Source organism: Marinobacter sp. MA, assembly GCF_048298425.1.
Classification (GTDB): domain Bacteria; phylum Pseudomonadota; class Gammaproteobacteria; order Pseudomonadales; family Oleiphilaceae; genus Marinobacter; species Marinobacter salsuginis.
The window spans coordinates 2,598,304-2,614,948 of the sequence record NZ_CP103058.1 but is presented as its reverse complement, the minus strand read 5'-3'; the positions used below and the strand labels follow the sequence as shown (position 1 = coordinate 2,614,948).

The window sequence follows — 16,645 nt, the reverse complement described above, 5'->3', positions numbered from 1 at the left end:
AAGAACAAAAAGGAAAGCCTATGTCCTTAACACTGGAGAATCTCTCCCGTGAGGTCGACGGTGTCGACTATATCCGGGATGCCAACCTCACCTTTGAGGCAGGTTCCTTTAACGTTCTGCTCGGCCGGACACTGGCCGGCAAGACCTCACTGATGCGACTGATGGCAGGGCTGGACAAGCCTGATAGCGGCCGTCTGATCTACAACGGTGAGGACGTTACAGGGCAGAGCGTGCAGAGCCGAAATATTTCGATGATCTATCAGCAGTTCATCAACTACCCCAACCTGACTGTCTACGAAAACATTGCTTCGCCCCTGCGGCTTGCAAAGATGGTTGAGTCCGAGATTGATCGGAGGGTGAAAGAAACCGCGTCGATGCTTCGGATCGACCCGTTGCTCAAGCGTTACCCGCTGGAGCTGTCCGGAGGCCAGCAGCAACGAACTGCCATGGCCCGGGCGCTGGTGAAGGATGCCACCCTGGTGCTGTTCGATGAGCCCCTGGTCAACCTCGATTACAAGCTGCGCGAAGAGCTCAGGGCGGAATTGCGGGACCTGTTCCGCGAGCGTCAGTGTATCGCGGTTTACGCCACCACAGAGGCCAACGAGGCACTGGCGCTCGGTGGCACAACCACATTGTTACACGAAGGGCAGGTTGTTCAGACGGGCCCGGTGATGGATGTGTACCGCGCGCCCGTGAACACCCTCGCTGCACAGTTGTTCAGTGAACCTCCGATGAACATGATTCGCGGACGTGTATCCGAAACCGAGGTGACCTTCGACGAGTATTCGCACCACGCGCTGACCCAGGAGCTGGCCAAGCTGCAACCGGGAGACTACTGGTTCGGGATCCGACCCAGCCATATCGGTCTTGTGCCGACGAGCGACGATGATCTGGAAATGTCCATGGAGGTGGAACTCAGCGAAATCAGTGGTTCTGAAACCTTCATGCATGTGGAGAACAGTCATTTCGAAATGGTGTTGCAGTTGATGGGGGTGCATCAGTACCACACAGGCTCACCAATAAAGGTGTACCTGCCCATCAATAAACTGTTCGTGTTCGATAACAACGAACAACTGGTGCACACACCGTCTCAGGTTTCAGGAGGGTCTGTCTGATGGCCGAAATTCAATTGAAATCACTCGCCCACAGTTACAGTGATATGCCCCAGGGCCCAGACGATTATGCCATTCGTCAGCTCGACCATGTCTGGCACAAGGGTGGGGCGTACGCACTGCTGGGTCCGTCCGGTTGCGGAAAAAGCACCATGCTGAACATCATCTCCGGGCTTGTTCAGCCCTCCGAGGGGGATGTCCTGTTTGATGGAAAGCGTGTCAACGAGCTTTCCCCGCGAGACAGGAATATTGCCCAGGTTTTCCAGTTTCCGGTCATCTACGACTCAATGACCGTTTACGACAACCTGGCGTTTCCGCTTAAGAACAACAAGGTTCCGGCCTCCAAGATCAAGGCCCGTGTTCATGAGATTGCGGAAGTCCTGGAGATCGAGGACAAGCTCTACAAGAAGGCAAAGAACCTGACCGCGGACGAGAAGCAGAAGGTGTCCATGGGCCGTGGCCTGGTGAGGGAAGACGTGTCGGCAATTCTGTTTGATGAGCCCCTGACCGTGATTGATCCGCAGCTTAAGTGGAAGCTGCGCCGCAAGCTCAAACAGATTCACGAGCAGTTCGATATTACCATGGTGTATGTCACCCACGACCAGCTCGAAGCCTCCACCTTTGCCGACAAGATTGCCGTGATGTACGGCGGACAGATTGTTCAGTTTGGCACCCCTACCGAGCTCTTCGAGCAGCCCAACCACACGTTCGTGGGTTTCTTTATCGGAAGCCCGGGGATGAACCTCATCGAGGTACAGAGATGCCACCGTGGCGTGTGTTTCGGAAGCACGGTTGTGGCACTTGAGCCCTGGCAGGTTGATGTCCTGCAGCGGACCAGGTCCACCAACATCAAGATCGGAATACGTCCTGAGTTCGTGGAGGTGTCCTCCGTGGCTTCAGACGATACCTTCGAGGCCGAGGTCCTGGATGTCGAGGACCTCGGTACCTACAAGATCGTTACCGTGCAGCTTGACCGCGAAAATATGAAAGTTCGGCAGAGCGAGGACTTCGCAGCATCGATAGGTAGCCGGGTTCATCTGTCGTTCCCGAAGCAATGGTTGAAGCTTTATGTGGACGAATTCCTGGTACAGGAGCAACAGTGATGCAAAAGGTACAGAACAACAAAGCCTGGTGGCTGGTGCTGCCAGTATTCCTGCTCGTTGCCTTCTCGGCACTGATTCCCCTGATGACCGTGGTGAATTATTCGGTCCAGGACATTTTCGGACCCGGCCAGGCCTTCTTCGTGGGCACCGAATGGTTCAAGGAGGTATTGACGGATGAGCGTCTGCAGGACTCCCTGATCCGTCAGTTCATCTTCTCCGGTGCGGTCCTGCTGATACAGATTCCCCTCGGGATCGGGGTGGCTTTGATGATGCCCAAATCCGGTATCAAGGGATCGCTGTGTCTGATTCTGTTGGCCATTCCCCTGCTGATTCCCTGGAACGTGGTCGGCACTATCTGGCAGATTTTCGCGCGCGGTGACATTGGCCTGTTCGGTTGGGGCATCAACCAACTTGGTATCGATTACAACTACACCGGTGACACCCTTGATGCCTGGTTGACGGTGCTGCTCATGGACGTATGGCACTGGACACCTCTGGTGGCGCTCCTCTGCTATTCCGGGCTGCGGGCGATTCCCGAGGCGTTCTATCAGGCTGCCGAAATCGATCGGGCTTCGAAGTGGGCTGTGTTCCGCTACATACAGTTGCCCCGCCTCAAGAGCGTGCTGATTATTGCCGTGCTGCTGCGCTTCATGGACAGCTTCATGATCTATATCGAGCCGTTCGTGTTGACTGGCGGCGGGCCTGGCAGTTCGACGACCTTCCTCAGTCAGACGCTGACCACCATGGCGATAGGGCAGTTTGACCTGGGGCGTGCGGCGGCATTCTCGCTGATCTACTTCCTCATTGTGCTGCTGATTTCCTGGCTCTTCTTTACCGCCATCACGCACGCCGACAAAGAAAAATAAGGAGAATGTGATGAGACAGACACGTTCGAAAAATTTTGGGATAACCCTGTTTATCCTGCTGCTGCTGACGCCGATCTACTGGTTGCTGAACATGTCGTTCAAGACCAACCAGGAAATTCTGGGCGGTCTGACACTCTGGCCCCAGAATTTCACCCTGGACAATTATGCGGTAATTTTTACCGACCCGAGCTGGTACAGCGGCTACATCAACTCGATGATTTATGTTTCGATCAACGTGGTGATCACGCTGGTGGTGGCCCTGCCGGCCGCCTACGCTTTCAGCCGTTACAAGTTCCTCGGGGACAAGCACCTGTTCTTCTGGCTGCTCAGTAACCGGATGGCACCGCCAGCGGTTTTCCTGTTGCCGTTCTTCCAGTTGTATTCGTCCATCGGGCTGTTCGATACCCACATAGCCGTGGCCCTGGCGCACTGCCTGTTCAACGTGCCGCTGGCGGTGTGGATTCTGGAAGGATTCATGTCCGGCGTGCCGCGCGAATACGATGAAATGGCCTATATTGATGGCTACAGCTTTCCCAAATTCTTCGTGAAGGTCTTCCTGCCGATGATTCGTTCCGGTATCGGGGTCACGGCATTCTTCGCCTTCATGTTCTCCTGGGTGGAGTTGCTCCTTGCCCGAACCTTGACGTCCGTGGATGCCCAACCGATCGGGGCGATCATGACCCGAACCATAGGGGCGAGCGGTATCGACTGGGGCGTTCTGGCGGCTGCCGGTTCACTCACTATCATTCCCGGCCTGCTGGTGATCTGGTTCGTTCGCAACCACGTTGCCAAAGGCTTCGCCCTCGGACGCGTGTAAGGAGAGGTTTTATGATTGCCTGGATGAACTGGACACCGACTGTCGCCATCTTCTTTGCAGTGATTGCGGGGATTCTGGCGGTGATGACGGTTTACGAGATTGTTTCCCCGTGTACCGAAAGGAAGGGCTTTCTGCCGATAGCCACGACCCGGGGTGACAGGTTGTTTATCGGATTGCTCTCGGCAGCGTATATACACCTGGCTTTCCTGGCTGTAAGCGATATCACGCTATGGGTTGCGCTTGCGGTTTCGGTGGCCTGGCTATTGGTGCTGCTGCGCTGGGGATGAGTCTGAGACCGGATGTTCGTTATGTTGTTTTTGCGAACATCCGGCTCTAGAAATTCTCTAAAAACACTTGTAATGATTTCGTAAACGAACTATTTTTATTTCAATGATCGGAATCGATCATGGGCGATTCCGGCAAAAGGATAGCGACCAGAGCGCTATAAGTGCGGAAACGAAACCCGGCTGTTTCGTTCCATTCATAAAAAGACGAACGAGGTTGGATATGTTCAACAACAATAAATATCCGAGGACCCTGTTGCTGAGCGCCGCCGTCGGTGTTGCCAGCATGGGGTTAAGCCTGCATGTCAGCGCCGATCAGTACAGTGAGGCGGCTGAAAAGTGGGTGAATGAAGCGTTCAAGAACTCCACTTTGACCAAGGAAGAACAGCTCAAGGAAATGGAGTGGTTCACCAAAGCGGCTGAGCAGTTCCGCGGCATGGACATCAACGTGGTTTCCGAAACCATCGCGACTCACGAATATGAGTCCAATGTTCTGGCCAAGGCGTTTTCGGAAATTACCGGTATCAACCTGACCCATACGCTGATTCAGGAAGGCGATGTCATCGAAAAACTCCAGACCCAGATGCAGTCGGGACGGAACATCTACGATGGCTACGTGAACGATTCAGATCTGATCGGTACCCACTTCCGGTATGGCAAGGTAGTGGCCGTTGAAGACATCATGAATGGTGCTGGCAAGGATCTTACCCTGCCCACCCTGGATCTTGACGATTTTATAGGGCTCGATTTTACCACCGGGCCTGACGGCAAGCTCTACCAGTTGCCTTCCCAGCAGTTCGCCAACCTCTACTGGTTCCGTGCGGACTGGTTCGAACGTGAAGATCTGCAAAAGCAGTTCAAAGAGATCTACGGTTATGACCTGGGTGTGCCCGTCAACTGGTCTGCCTATGAAGATATTGCCGAGTTCTTCTCGGTGCACGTGAAGGAAATTGACGGTGAGCGCGTGTACGGTCACATGGACTACGGCAAGAAGGACCCGTCCCTGGGCTGGCGTTTTACCGATGCGTGGTTCTCCATGGCCGGTGCTGGCGACAAAGGCCTTCCGAACGGTTTGCCCGTAGACGAATGGGGTATCCGGGTTGAAGAGTGTCATCCTGTCGGCTCCAGTGTCAGCCGTGGCGGTGCAACCAATGGTCCCGCTGCCGTGTATGCCACCGAGAAATACGTGGATTGGCTGCGTGAGTACGCGCCCCCCGAAGCCCAGGGTATGACTTTCTCCGAGGCCGGCCCGGTGCCTGCCCAGGGCAACGTTGCCCAGCAGATCTTCTGGTATACCGCCTTTACCGCAAGCATGATCAAGGATGGTCTGCCAGTTGTGAACGAGGATGGCACGCCCAAATGGCGGATGGCGCCGTCACCACGTGGTCCCTACTGGGAAGAAGGCATGAAGCTTGGCTATCAGGACGTGGGCTCCTGGACGTTCCTGGATTCTACCCCTGAAAAGCGTCGTCTGGCGGCATGGCTGTACGCCCAGTTTACCGTTTCCAAGACTGTGTCCCTGGAGAAAACCATTGCAGGCCTGACGCCAATTCGCGAGTCTGATATCGAGTCCGAGGTGATGACCGAAATGGCACCGAAACTCGGCGGTCTGGTGGAATTCTACCGCAGCCCCGCCCGTGTGCAGTGGTCGCCGACTGGTACCAACGTGCCGGATTATCCGAAGCTGGCACAGCTGTGGTGGCAGTACATTGCCCAGGCTGCCAGTGGAGAAGCCACTCCGCAGGAGGCACTGGACGGGCTGGCTCAGGCCCAGGATCGGGTTATGGAACGCCTTGAGCGCGCCAATGTTCAACCCACTTGTGGTCCGAAGCTGAACGAGCCCCGGGATCCGCAATACTGGCTGGATCAACCCGGCGCACCCAAGCCGAAGTTGGATAACGAGAAGCCCCAGGGCAAGACCGTTGCCTACGATGAGCTGCTGAAAACCTGGGAAGAAGCCCGCTAAGACGAGCTGATTCCCTCAAGAGCAATGCCTGTCGCAACAGGACCCTTTGGTTGCGGCAGGCAGAGCACCGTTGTCACGGTGGGTTTTGGCCGGTTGCTTTTAGTTCCCCCCCTTTCAAGCATTTCAAGGTAGCCCCTCCCGGGGTCAACCCTGCCGGCCCTTTTTCTGCCGTTTGGCCCGTCTTTGCGAGAATCTGGCGGGAAGGGTGTATCTAATGAACAGAATCTCCGTAATTCATCGTTTGTACGCAGGTTTCGGCCTGCTTTGCCTGATTATCGTTTGCTGGGGAACATTCAACATAAGCATTATGTCGTCCTTCTCTGGCGCAACGGACAGGCTGACATCGGATGTATTTCCACTCAGTGGATCGATTCAGGAAATCGAAGCCCATCGATCAGAAACCGCAAGATACTCAGTGGAAGTGGTGGCTGCAGGCGATCAAAAGGTTTTGAACTCCCAGTCTGACAGACTTTCCGGTGCACTCAGCAAGCTTGCCGACAGCCTGGATGCCGTCGCTGCCTCCGACAGCACGGCCATGTTCCCGGAGCTGGCTGAGGTCAACGAGTCCGCGAATGCCCGGCTGGCTGAGTTGCAGCGCTCGGTCAAAGCGATCCTGGGCATAAAAAGGCAACTGCTCTCGGTGTCGGATTCGGTAAATTCCGGGCTAAGTGATTTCCTTGCCAACAACGGGGAGATGAAAAGAACCCTGGTCAGGGAGGGTACAGAGCCGGCGGGACAGGATATCTATATTCGCGACCTGTTCACGACGGTGATGGAAAACCTCGCAAACATCGAGTTGCTAATCATGCAGATGGTGAGTACTGAAAACCCGAGTGAGCTAAACGCCATCGTCGAGAACCTTCGGTTCAATACCAGCACGTTTGAGCAGGACATGTCCGCCCTGGTGAACGAGGTGCCTCGCCTGGAGGGCTTGCCATCATTGGTTGAAAGGTTTCTTGCCGCGGTGAACGATGACGCCGGAATCATCAGCCAGTATTCAGACTACCGCCAGAGCCGGCTTGAACTGGATTTATTGGCCAGGAAGATAGACCTTTCGCTTTCGGCAATGGCATCGGAGCTGGATGAAGCGCGAAAAATCGTTGCCGACAGGGCAAGCGCGTCGGTATTCGCGCTGGATGAAACTGCGCTGAATTCGGAACAGCTGGTTTACTGGCTGCTTCCCCTGGTGGTTCTGATTGCGCTGGCAACTTCCGTCAGGCTTGGGCGGATGATCAGCCGGCCGCTACAGGCGACTCAGGAACATCTGGCTGCAATGGCCGGGGGTGACTACTCTCGAGCGCTCGAGTTTCCGGCGCGTGGCGAGTTTATCGACCTGAAGCGTTCCGTTAACCGGTTGTCCGAAGCCATGGCAACGGTTCTTGGAAGCCTGCAACAGGCTGGATCGGACATATCCGTGATCGCATCGGGTAACGCCAGGTTTACCAGGGATTTTAACGAACGGATTCGAACCGAGTCCGACGAGCTTGGTTCTATTGCTGCTGCGATGACTCAAATGGAGGCGTCTGCCAGGGAGGTAGCGGGTTCGGTTCGGGATACCCATACCCTCGTTGGTGAGGTAAACCGGCAGGTTGAAGACAATCTGTCTGCAGCCGAGCGCGGCATGGACTGTGTTGAAAGCCTGGGCCGCCAGGCGGAGCAGACTGCAAAAAAACTGAAGCAACTTGAGCAGGCATCTTTTGACATAGGCAGGATTACCGAAGCCATTGATGATATTGCCAATCAGACCAATCTGTTGGCGCTGAATGCCGCGATCGAATCGGCGCGCGCCGGTGATGCTGGTCGCGGCTTTGCGGTGGTTGCAGATGAGGTTCGTGGGCTGGCCCGGAAAACCACTGAGAGCACCGATACCATACGGGATCTCGTAGAAGGTCTGCAGCAGGAAGCCTCGGAATCAGTCATCTCCATGAACTCCAGTTTTGAACAGCTGGGATCTGTGCGTGATTTGATGGCCAGTGTCTCGGAGGGCGCGGGCAGAATTGGTTCAGCGGTGGGACGGATCCATCAGGGCGCCGAGCATATTCGTCACGGTATGGATGAGCAGGAGAATGTCAGTCAGTCGGTGGCGCGCCAGGTCAGTGAAATCAGTGCCTCGGTAGCTGAAAGCCTTGAGCGTATTGACGAATTGGTCACGACCTGTGACCGCCTCGAGGATTCGGTGACCAGTATTGAATCACTGATGGCTAGATTTCGCATCCTCTGAGCCCATCACGGACCAACTAATTTTCGTTTCCATATAACAAATTTGTCTGATTGATCGAGCTTTTTCGCTTGATGATGTTCGTTTACGAATATTAGTATGGGTTTTAATGTTCGGTATCAAAAAAATATAGTTCGCAAACAAAAATGATTGAACAGGAACAACGCTATGGAACAGATTAAATCAGTCACGGCCCGGGAAATTCTGGATTCCCGCGGATTTCCCACAGTGGAAGTGGACGTCGAACTCCGGAATGGCGTGGTCGGGCAGGGCCGGGTGCCATCCGGCGCGTCCACAGGAACCCGGGAGGCGCTGGAAAAGCGGGATGGCGATGACAGCCGCTATAACGGCAAGGGCGTCCTGCAGGCGGTTCGGTGTGTTAACGAACGGATTGCTCCGGCGCTCGAGGGGCGTGTGGTATTTGATCAGCTCGTGATGGATCGCCTCATGTGCGAGATGGATGGCACGCCCAACAAGGCGGAATTGGGTGCCAATGCGATTCTGGCCGTGTCCCTGGCCACAGCCAACGCCGGCGCCAATTACCGGCAACAGCCCCTGTACCGGTATCTTGCCGAGCTCTATGGCTGTAACGGCCCCAGTATCTTGCCAGTGCCCATGATGAACATCATCAATGGTGGCGCTCACGCTGACAACAACGTTGATATCCAGGAGTTCATGATCCAACCGGTCGGGGCGCCCAGCTACAGCGAGGCGCTGAGGATGGGGGTGGAAACCTTCCATGCCCTCCGGTCGCTTCTACGGAAAAACAGGCTGTCCACGGCGGTGGGCGATGAAGGTGGCTTCGCACCGAACCTGCGTTCCAGCGAGGAGGCACTGGACCTCATTCTGTCCGCCGTTGAAAAGGCAGGTTACCGGCCTGGATCCGATGTGGTCCTTGCCCTTGATTGTGCCGCTTCTGAATTCTATGAAGACGGCCGTTACAACCTCAAGGGTGCCGGTAAAGAGTATACCTCTGAGGAGTTCTCGGATTACCTGCTCAACCTGGCCATGAAGTATCCCATCGCTTCAATTGAAGACGGCATGGACGAAAACGACTGGGACGGCTGGAAACTGCTGACCGAGAAATTGGGCGAACGTGTGCAACTGGTGGGTGACGACCTTTTCGTGACCAACAGCGCAATCATCACAGAGGGCATCCGTAGGGGCATTGCCAACTCGGTACTGATCAAGTTCAACCAGATCGGGACTCTTACAGAAACTCTGGATGCTATCGGAATGGCCCAGGATGCCGGCTATACCACAGTGATTTCCCACCGCAGCGGCGAGACCGAAGATACCTTCATATCCGATCTGGCGGTGGCCACACGGTCGGGCCAGATCAAAACTGGCTCTCTCTGCCGATCCGACCGGGTCGCCAAGTACAACCGCCTGCTGCGCATTGAGCAGGATCTTGGCGCCCACGCGTTTTACCCCGGTGTCGGCGCAATCCGTTGTGCCCTGGACACCTGAGACTGCTTTTCGGGAGAAACATCATGAGAAAACCCATTCTGATTGGAAACTGGAAGATGAACGGCAGCCTTCAGGCAAACCAGGCCCTGATGGTTCGTGTGTTGCCCCGGCTGAGGATGTTCCGAAAGTCCATTGATCTGGCCGTGTGTCCGCCGCACCCGTATCTGTTTCAGGTGCGGGATCTGCTGGGTTACACCGGCATTATGCTGGGTGCCCAGAATGCGTCTGGATTTGTCTCCGGCGCCTACACCGGCGAAGTCAGTGCCACCATGCTGCAGGAGATGGGGTGTCGCTATGTGCTGGTGGGGCACTCTGAGCGCCGGTTACTGTTTGGCGAAAGCAATCAGGAGGTGGCTGCCCGTTACCGGTCGGTTCTTGGAGCCGGGCTCACGCCGGTATTGTGCGTTGGCGAAACACTGGACGACAGGGAGTCTGGACGCACCAATCTGATCATTGAACAGCAGCTTCAGGCGGTGATTGACGAAGTTGGCCTTGCCGCCATGGCGAATGGAGTTATTGCCTATGAGCCGGTGTGGGCTATTGGCACAGGCAAAACGGCCACGCCAGAGCAGGTTTCCCGGGTGCATCAGCAGATCCGTCAATTCATTGGGAAGAGCGCACCTGAGGCATCCGAAGACATCAGCCAGGATCTTCGCGTGATCTACGGCGGCAGCGTCAAGGCGGCTAACGCCTTCGAGCTTTTCAGTCTTGCCGACGTTGATGGCGGCCTGATTGGCGGTGCCTCGCTGCACGCCGACGAATTCGGAATGATTGCCGGTGCCCTGGCCGAGGCTTCCGGCGTTCTGGCCGGCGAATGCGAAACCAATTGATGGAGATGGACATGCACATGCAGTCAAAACGCTGGATGCAAACGACGTTTTTCCCAAAAGACAGCGACGTACCTGAAAAATTTCGCGGGGGCGGTGTGGAATTGGCCGAGACACTGGTCGGGGGCGAACTCCGCTGTTGGGACGGTCCCTACGCAGACGTTCGCAGCCCTATCTGCATTATCGGGCATGGCGAGAGCGAACCTCAGCCTCTGGTGATCGGCCGGACGCCGCTGATGGATGAGACCGCTGCCCTGGAAGCTCTGGATGCGGCAGTGCAGGCCTATGGTCAGGGCAACGGAGAGTGGCCCAGCATGTCAGTAGCCAACAGAATCGAACACGTCGAACAGTTCCTCGCGGAGATGCGAAATCATCGGGAGGCCGTGGTAGAGCTCTTGATGTGGGAAATCGGGAAAACCCGTAAAGATGCCTGCAAGGAATTTGACCGAACCTGTGACTACATCAACGATACGATCCATGAGCTGAAGGTGCTCGACCGACGTTCATCGAGATTCGAGATCGTAGGTGGCGTTGTGGCGCAGACCCGTCGCTTACCGGTGGGCGTTGCCCTGTGCATGGGGCCGTTCAATTACCCGCTTAACGAGACCTTCACAACGCTGATTCCGGCGTTGATCATGGGCAACACCGTGGTGTTCAAACCCGCCAAATACGGTGTGCTCCTGATTGGTCCTCTGATCGACGCATTCCGGAAGTCGTTTCCGCCTGGAGTCATCAACATCATCTTCGGGAGGGGCAGGGACACCGTCGGGCCGTTGATGAAAAGCGGTAAGGTGGACATGTTCGCCTTTATTGGCACTCACCGGGGTGCGTCCGCACTGAAACAGATGCATCCAAAACCGCACCGGTTGAAGGCTGTGCTGGGCCTTGACGCCAACAATCCGGCCATTGTGTTGCCGGATGCGGATCTCGAGCTCGCCGTCAGCGAGTGCGTCACCGGCGCGCTGTCTTTCAACGGTCAGCGCTGTACCGCCCTGAAACTGCTTTTTGTCCATGATTCCCTTGCAGATCGGTTTGTCAGCCATCTGTCGGAAGGTGTCAATGAACTGGCTGCGGGAATGCCCTGGGAGCAGGGCGTATCGCTGACGCCATTGCCCGAGCCGGGCAAGATCGGGTTTCTCAGGGAGCTGGTGGATGATGCCATCGCCAAAGGCGCATCGGTGGTCAATCCCGGTGGCGGCGAAGTGAACGGCACGTATTTTCACCCTGCCGTGCTATACCCGGTAACCTCTGACATGCGCATCTATCATGAGGAGCAGTTCGGGCCGGTCATTCCTGTTGTTGCTTTCTCGGATGAACAGGAAGTGATCGACCATGTCCGGGATTCCAGCTACGGCCAGCAGCTCAGTATCTTCGGTACGGATTCCGATATGGTGGGACGGTTGATCGATCTGCTTGCCAATCAGGTAGGCCGGATCAATCTCAATGCCCAGTGCCAGAGGGGGCCGGACACCCTGCCATTCAATGGCAGAAAGGATTCTGCGGAGGGCACGCTGTCGGTATCGGATGCCCTGAGGGTATTCTCGATACGCACAACGGTGGCCACCAAGTCCAGTGACAGCAACAGGGACCTGGTGACCAGCATCGTGCGTGGGCGACAATCGAAGATCCTTACGACCGATTACCTGTTCTGATCGCCGGATCTTACTTCGCGGACTCTCAGAGCCGGAGGGGCTTACCAGCCTCCCGGCGCCGCTCTTCCCATTCTTCCCGGGTCTGGGCTGCCTGATCGCCGGGCATCGAATCGATGATGCTGAAATAATCGGAACTGTATTCGTCAGCGATGATGGTGTTGCGTGGTTTCACTTTCACCACGTACACAGTCTGGATATTCTGGTGATCGAAGTCCCGCCAGTACTGCTCGTCCTTCAGGAACGTGTATCTGTGTCCCTCGAGGGCCCGTATGAGGCGGGCGGTATTGGTGGTTCCGGTACGCTCCACAGCATCCTTGTATTGGTAAACGATGCTGTAGGCAGAGGCCGCAGCGGTGGATGGCCGCATTTCATATCGCGCTGAGAAGGCCTCTACAAATTCCTTGCCTCGCGGGTAGTTCAGCTCGTAGGGTGCGTTCCATACCCAGGGCGAGCCGCCGATAACGCCTTCCATAATGGTGGGGCCCACCTGGCGCGCCATTCCGAGGGTGAGATTGGGTACAACGATCTGCATCTTTTTGGTGAGGCCCATTTCATAGGCGACATTCAGGGCTCGCACCATGTCGTCACCGAAAAGAACCATCATCAGAACCTTGGCATCGCTCGCTTCCGCCTGCTCCAGCGCTTCACGGAAGTCGGTAATCAGTGCTCGGGGGAAAGGCGTTTTCACGCCCTGGTGGCGCTGGGTGTCCTCGGTTCCCGAAAATTTGCGTACCGACTCTTCCACGGACCAGCCCCAGGTGTAGTCAGCGGTGATGTAGAAGTAGTCGTCGTTGGCGTGATTGGTGATGAGGTATTGGCTAAGCGCCTTGGCCGTCATCCAGGCGTTGTAGGGCTCCCGGAACATGTGTGAGTGACCCTCGGCCCCGGTGGTGGCGTTCGAGTAGGTGAGGGTACCGAAGTAAATCCGGTCGCGATCCCGGGCGGCTTTGCCAGAGGCAATGGCAACGGCGCTGGACACGCCGCCGAACACCATCTGGACGCCTTCACGGTCGATAAGCTCTGCGGTGTTTTTTGCGCCCTGCGCAGGTTCGCCACGGGTATTTCTGATCACCAGCTCCAGCTGGCGACCCATGACACCGCCGGCCTTGTTGATTTCGTCAACGGCCAGGAAGGCGCCCAGGCGCTGTTGCAGGCCCTGATCCTTGTAGCGACCGGTTTGCGGATAGTTCAGGCCGATTTTCAGGGTTTCGGCATAGACAGTGGAGCTCACCAGCAACAGCAGGCAAGCAGAAAAGAGTACTTTTCTGATCTTCATTCAGGTTGGCCTCCGGAGTTGCAGCGCCAATGGAGGGAGAGGGCTGCGAATCTTTTTTTGATTATTTGTTAAGCAGAGCTAGTGTCAGCGCTGATTATGGAGTCAACAATGGGACTAAAGTGGAATTTTCGGTAACAAATTGTAGGTCAGTGACTTCTATCAACTTTACGATGCCCCTCAGGGCACCGCGGTTTGACGCATTGCCTCCAGCAGGGCGAACCAGAGCGGTCTGGGGAGAGTTGTGCGGGCGCCCTTGAGCGCTGCCTCAATTCTCGCCTCACGCATGGAGCCAAGAACCGGAATCGGGGCACCCGGAAGCTGCCGCAACCACGCGATGGCCAGCCCCGTCGCGCACAGTCCGGTTTCTTCTTTGGCGGTTTGCAGCAGGCTTTCTGGAACCGAGCCGGGCAGGGCACCACCAGCCAGTGGTGACCAGGCAAGCCAGCGCAGGCCATCGCTAAGGTGGGCCTCATAGGTGCCATCGAACAACGGTGATGCATGGTTGAGTGACAGCTCGCTCTGATTACACACCAGGGGCAGGCGGGTATTTTTCTGAAGCCAGCGCCACTGCTCCGGCAGGAAATTGGATACCCCAATGTGCCGAATCTTGCCGGCGCTGACGGCCTGCTCCAGGGTTCTCGCCAGGGTTTCCCCGTCCAGCAGCGGATCCGGCCGGTGAATCAGGAACGTGTGGATTTGCTCAACCCGCAGCCGGCTGAGAGACCTGTCGATAGCCCCGGAAAAATAGTCTGCTTCGGCCCGATAGTGTTTAGTGGTCCACTGGCTGGTGTCCTGATGGGCAGGCACAATGCCGGCTTTGGAAATAACCTGTACTTTCTGACGCAGTTCCGGCGAGGCCATCAGTGCCTCGCCGAAAATACGCTCACACTCGCCATCGCCGTAGATGTCGGCATGATCGAAGACAGTCAGTCCTTCATCCAGCCTCCCCTGGATCCAGTCTGCCAGCCGTGCCGGCTGGCACAGATCGGCATGGTCGAGCAGACGCATCATGCCGGGAACAAGAGGGGTGTCTTCCAGAAATCTCGAATAACTCATGGTCAGGTCACTTTTTCCCGAACGCAATCACCACCCGGTCATCGCCGTTGGTTCTTGAGAATACATAGGGTTGCTGGCTGATCAAACGGTGCTCGCCTGCGCCGATCGCGGGATGACGCTCGCGGAACTGCCCCAGCTTCTGCCAGTGCTCAAGGATATCGGACACCTCGCCATTCTCAATGGCAGTCCAGTTCATGTCTGAGCGGGTGCCCTGATGCGGATCCGATCCGGTTGCACCAAATGGACGGCCGGACTCATCACCGTAGAACACTTGAACTGCGCCAGGCGTAAGCATGAGAGCCGCCGCAGCGCGCCTCTGTAGCGCGGGATCATTGCCGGCAATCTGGCTGAAGAGTTTGGTGTCATGGGATGAGATGTAGCTCATCACATTGAAGTTTTCATCGCCGTGCAGTTTGCTGGCGTAATCACTGTAGATGGGTTCCATGGCGGGCAGGCATTGCGCGCCGGCCCGGGCTTCTTCCTGCAGGTCGAAGTTGATCACCGCATCGAAGCCGGCATCAAAATAGGCGGTCCTGCGAACCGAATGGGGGAATACCTCGGCAACCATCCAGAACTCCTCGGCCGGCAGGTCGGCGTCGGGATTGCGGCTGCGGTAATCATCCAGGGCGGCCTGGGCCTCCTGTTTGAGCGCCAGCCAGGCCTCCGGCTCTACATGCTTGGCGGTATCCACCCGGAAGCCGTCCACGCCGAATTCCCGGACCCAGTCGGTTAACCAGGTGATCAGGTAATCCCTTACCGAGGCATTGTCCAGTTGCTGGCTTCTGGAGCTGGCTTTGTTCCTCAGAAAAACCGGAAGATCCACAGGCTGGTCGGCCTCGGTCTTGAAATCCGGCAGAAACGCGAGAGAGCCACGCTGGGCATCCACGGAGGCATTCGGTGGCGTGTCATAGTCGGCGATTCCAGCCCGGACCCAGTCTTTGCCCCACCAGTTGCGCCAATCCGGATGGTCGTAATCAATGAGGGCATGGTAGGCGTGGAAGTTTTCCCAGGATTCCGGCTGCCAGTTGCCCCAGCGCTCGGGCAGATGCTTTTCGAATCCCTCGAACAGCGAACCGAACCGGAAGGTTTGCATATCCTGCAGGGTACTGTAGCCCGGATGGTTCATGACCACATCCATGACCACCCGGATGCCTCGCTTATGGGCTTCCTGAACCAGGGTACGGAATTCCTCCCGGGTACCGAAGTTCGCATCCGGGACGGTGAAGTCCAGGGCGTAATAGCCATGGTAGCCGTAGTGCTGGAAATCGCCCCGGTCGCCACCGCCGACCCAGCCGTGCATCTGTTCGAACGGAGGGGTAATCCATAGCGCGCTGACACCCAGCTCCGACAGGTAATCCAGTTTTCGGGTCAGGCCGACAAAATCTCCGCCATGGAAGGTGCCGATTTCGTCCTTGCCGTCCGGTTGACGGCCGTAGTTGAGATCATTGGAAGTCGTGCCGTTGGCGAATCGGTCTGTAACGGCGAAATAGACAGTTGCACCCGCCCAGCTGAACTGGCCCGTCTCTGCGTCTGCCGATTCCAGTAATACCAGACCCTCAGCGTTGGCACCGGGCGCCATGGTTACCTCACCGTCGATAACCCGGGCAGTGTTGCCAGTGTAGAAATCCCGGACGAGAGTGCCATCCGGAAATGCGGAACCGACTGGAATCGTCATTTCGGCTGACGCGGCTTCGCAAAAGACATTGGTATCATTGGCTGAGGGTGGCCCGGCCACAACCGCCGGCTTTCCGGGGCCGGAGGCACAACCGGCCGTCATCAGGGCTGAGGCGATACAAGCTGAGAGTTTCAGGTGTCTGGCGCGAGGGCTCATGGCAAATACTCCGTTACGGTTTTCATTCTTGTGGATGCCATCAAACCAGAGTCCACCCCGGGGTGGTAGAAGGAATTTTCTACGCCCGTCTACTCCCCTCTACTACGCCTCGGGGAATGAAATAAGGGGTGATGCCTATTACCGGGAATTGCCACACAGTGCCAATA

Annotated in this window: 13 protein-coding genes; 10 read left to right on the top strand and 3 right to left on the bottom strand. The window is 56.5% G+C overall.

Annotation, left to right across the window (positions count from 1 at the left end):
- Nucleotides 1-20: 20 nt before the first annotated feature.
- The 10 genes from NUW46_RS12125 to NUW46_RS12080 all read left to right on the top strand — a co-directional run bounded on the left by NUW46_RS12125 (nt 21) and on the right by NUW46_RS12080 (nt 12,315).
- On the top strand, nt 21-1,115 hold the full coding sequence (locus NUW46_RS12125) for an ABC transporter ATP-binding protein (RefSeq protein ID WP_053112345.1): 1,095 nt from the start codon (nt 21-23) through the stop codon (nt 1,113-1,115).
- Nucleotides 1,115-2,215 carry an ABC transporter ATP-binding protein gene (locus tag NUW46_RS12120; protein WP_418140205.1) on the top strand — a complete coding sequence of 367 codons (1,101 nt, stop codon included), beginning with the start codon at nt 1,115-1,117 and terminating at the stop codon, nt 2,213-2,215. Before NUW46_RS12125 ends, NUW46_RS12120 begins: the two co-directional genes overlap by 1 nt.
- The gene (locus NUW46_RS12115) at nt 2,215-3,081 is read left to right on the top strand and encodes a carbohydrate ABC transporter permease (RefSeq protein ID WP_053112341.1); all 867 of its coding nucleotides are present in this window, start codon (nt 2,215-2,217) and stop codon (nt 3,079-3,081) included. The genes NUW46_RS12120 and NUW46_RS12115 overlap by 1 nt, the downstream gene beginning before the upstream one ends.
- 10 nt (nt 3,082-3,091) lie before the next feature.
- Complete coding sequence (locus NUW46_RS12110) at nt 3,092-3,898, top strand: carbohydrate ABC transporter permease (protein WP_053112339.1); 807 nt, start codon at nt 3,092-3,094, stop codon at nt 3,896-3,898.
- 11 nt (nt 3,899-3,909) lie between these two features.
- Nucleotides 3,910-4,185, top strand: coding sequence for a DUF2160 domain-containing protein (locus tag NUW46_RS12105; protein ID WP_053112336.1), 276 nt, complete (start codon nt 3,910-3,912; stop codon nt 4,183-4,185).
- Between the two features lie 220 nt (nt 4,186-4,405).
- Nucleotides 4,406-6,148: an extracellular solute-binding protein gene (locus NUW46_RS12100; protein WP_136632142.1), complete on the top strand. Its 1,743-nt coding sequence runs from the start codon at nt 4,406-4,408 to the stop codon at nt 6,146-6,148.
- Between the two features lie 214 nt (nt 6,149-6,362).
- Nucleotides 6,363-8,369, top strand: a complete 2,007-nt coding sequence (locus NUW46_RS12095) for a methyl-accepting chemotaxis protein (protein ID WP_418140204.1) — start codon at nt 6,363-6,365, stop codon at nt 8,367-8,369.
- Between the two features lie 165 nt (nt 8,370-8,534).
- Nucleotides 8,535-9,836: a phosphopyruvate hydratase gene (gene eno / locus NUW46_RS12090; protein ID WP_222464737.1), complete on the top strand. Its 1,302-nt coding sequence runs from the start codon at nt 8,535-8,537 to the stop codon at nt 9,834-9,836.
- A 23-nt stretch (nt 9,837-9,859) separates the two neighbouring features.
- Nucleotides 9,860-10,666, top strand: coding sequence for a triose-phosphate isomerase (gene tpiA / locus NUW46_RS12085; protein ID WP_222464736.1), 807 nt, complete (start codon nt 9,860-9,862; stop codon nt 10,664-10,666).
- Between the two features lie 17 nt (nt 10,667-10,683).
- The gene (locus NUW46_RS12080) at nt 10,684-12,315 is read left to right on the top strand and encodes an NADP-dependent glyceraldehyde-3-phosphate dehydrogenase (RefSeq protein WP_418142034.1); all 1,632 of its coding nucleotides are present in this window, start codon (nt 10,684-10,686) and stop codon (nt 12,313-12,315) included.
- A gap of 25 nt (nt 12,316-12,340) precedes the next feature.
- Here the strand turns inward: NUW46_RS12080 and NUW46_RS12075 are convergent, their stop codons facing one another.
- The 3 genes from NUW46_RS12075 to NUW46_RS12065 all read right to left on the bottom strand — a co-directional run bounded on the left by NUW46_RS12075 (nt 12,341) and on the right by NUW46_RS12065 (nt 16,478).
- Nucleotides 12,341-13,591, bottom strand: a complete 1,251-nt coding sequence (locus NUW46_RS12075; RefSeq protein ID WP_418140203.1) for a substrate-binding protein — start codon at nt 13,589-13,591, stop codon at nt 12,341-12,343.
- Nucleotides 13,592-13,768: 177 nt separating this feature from the next.
- On the bottom strand, nt 13,769-14,647 hold the full coding sequence (locus NUW46_RS12070) for an aldo/keto reductase (protein ID WP_418140202.1): 879 nt from the start codon (nt 14,645-14,647) through the stop codon (nt 13,769-13,771).
- Nucleotides 14,648-14,654: 7 nt separating this feature from the next.
- Entirely contained in the window at nt 14,655-16,478 is a 1,824-nt protein-coding gene (locus NUW46_RS12065; protein ID WP_418140201.1) for an alpha-amylase, read from the bottom strand.
- Nucleotides 16,479-16,645: the final 167 nt, after the last annotated feature.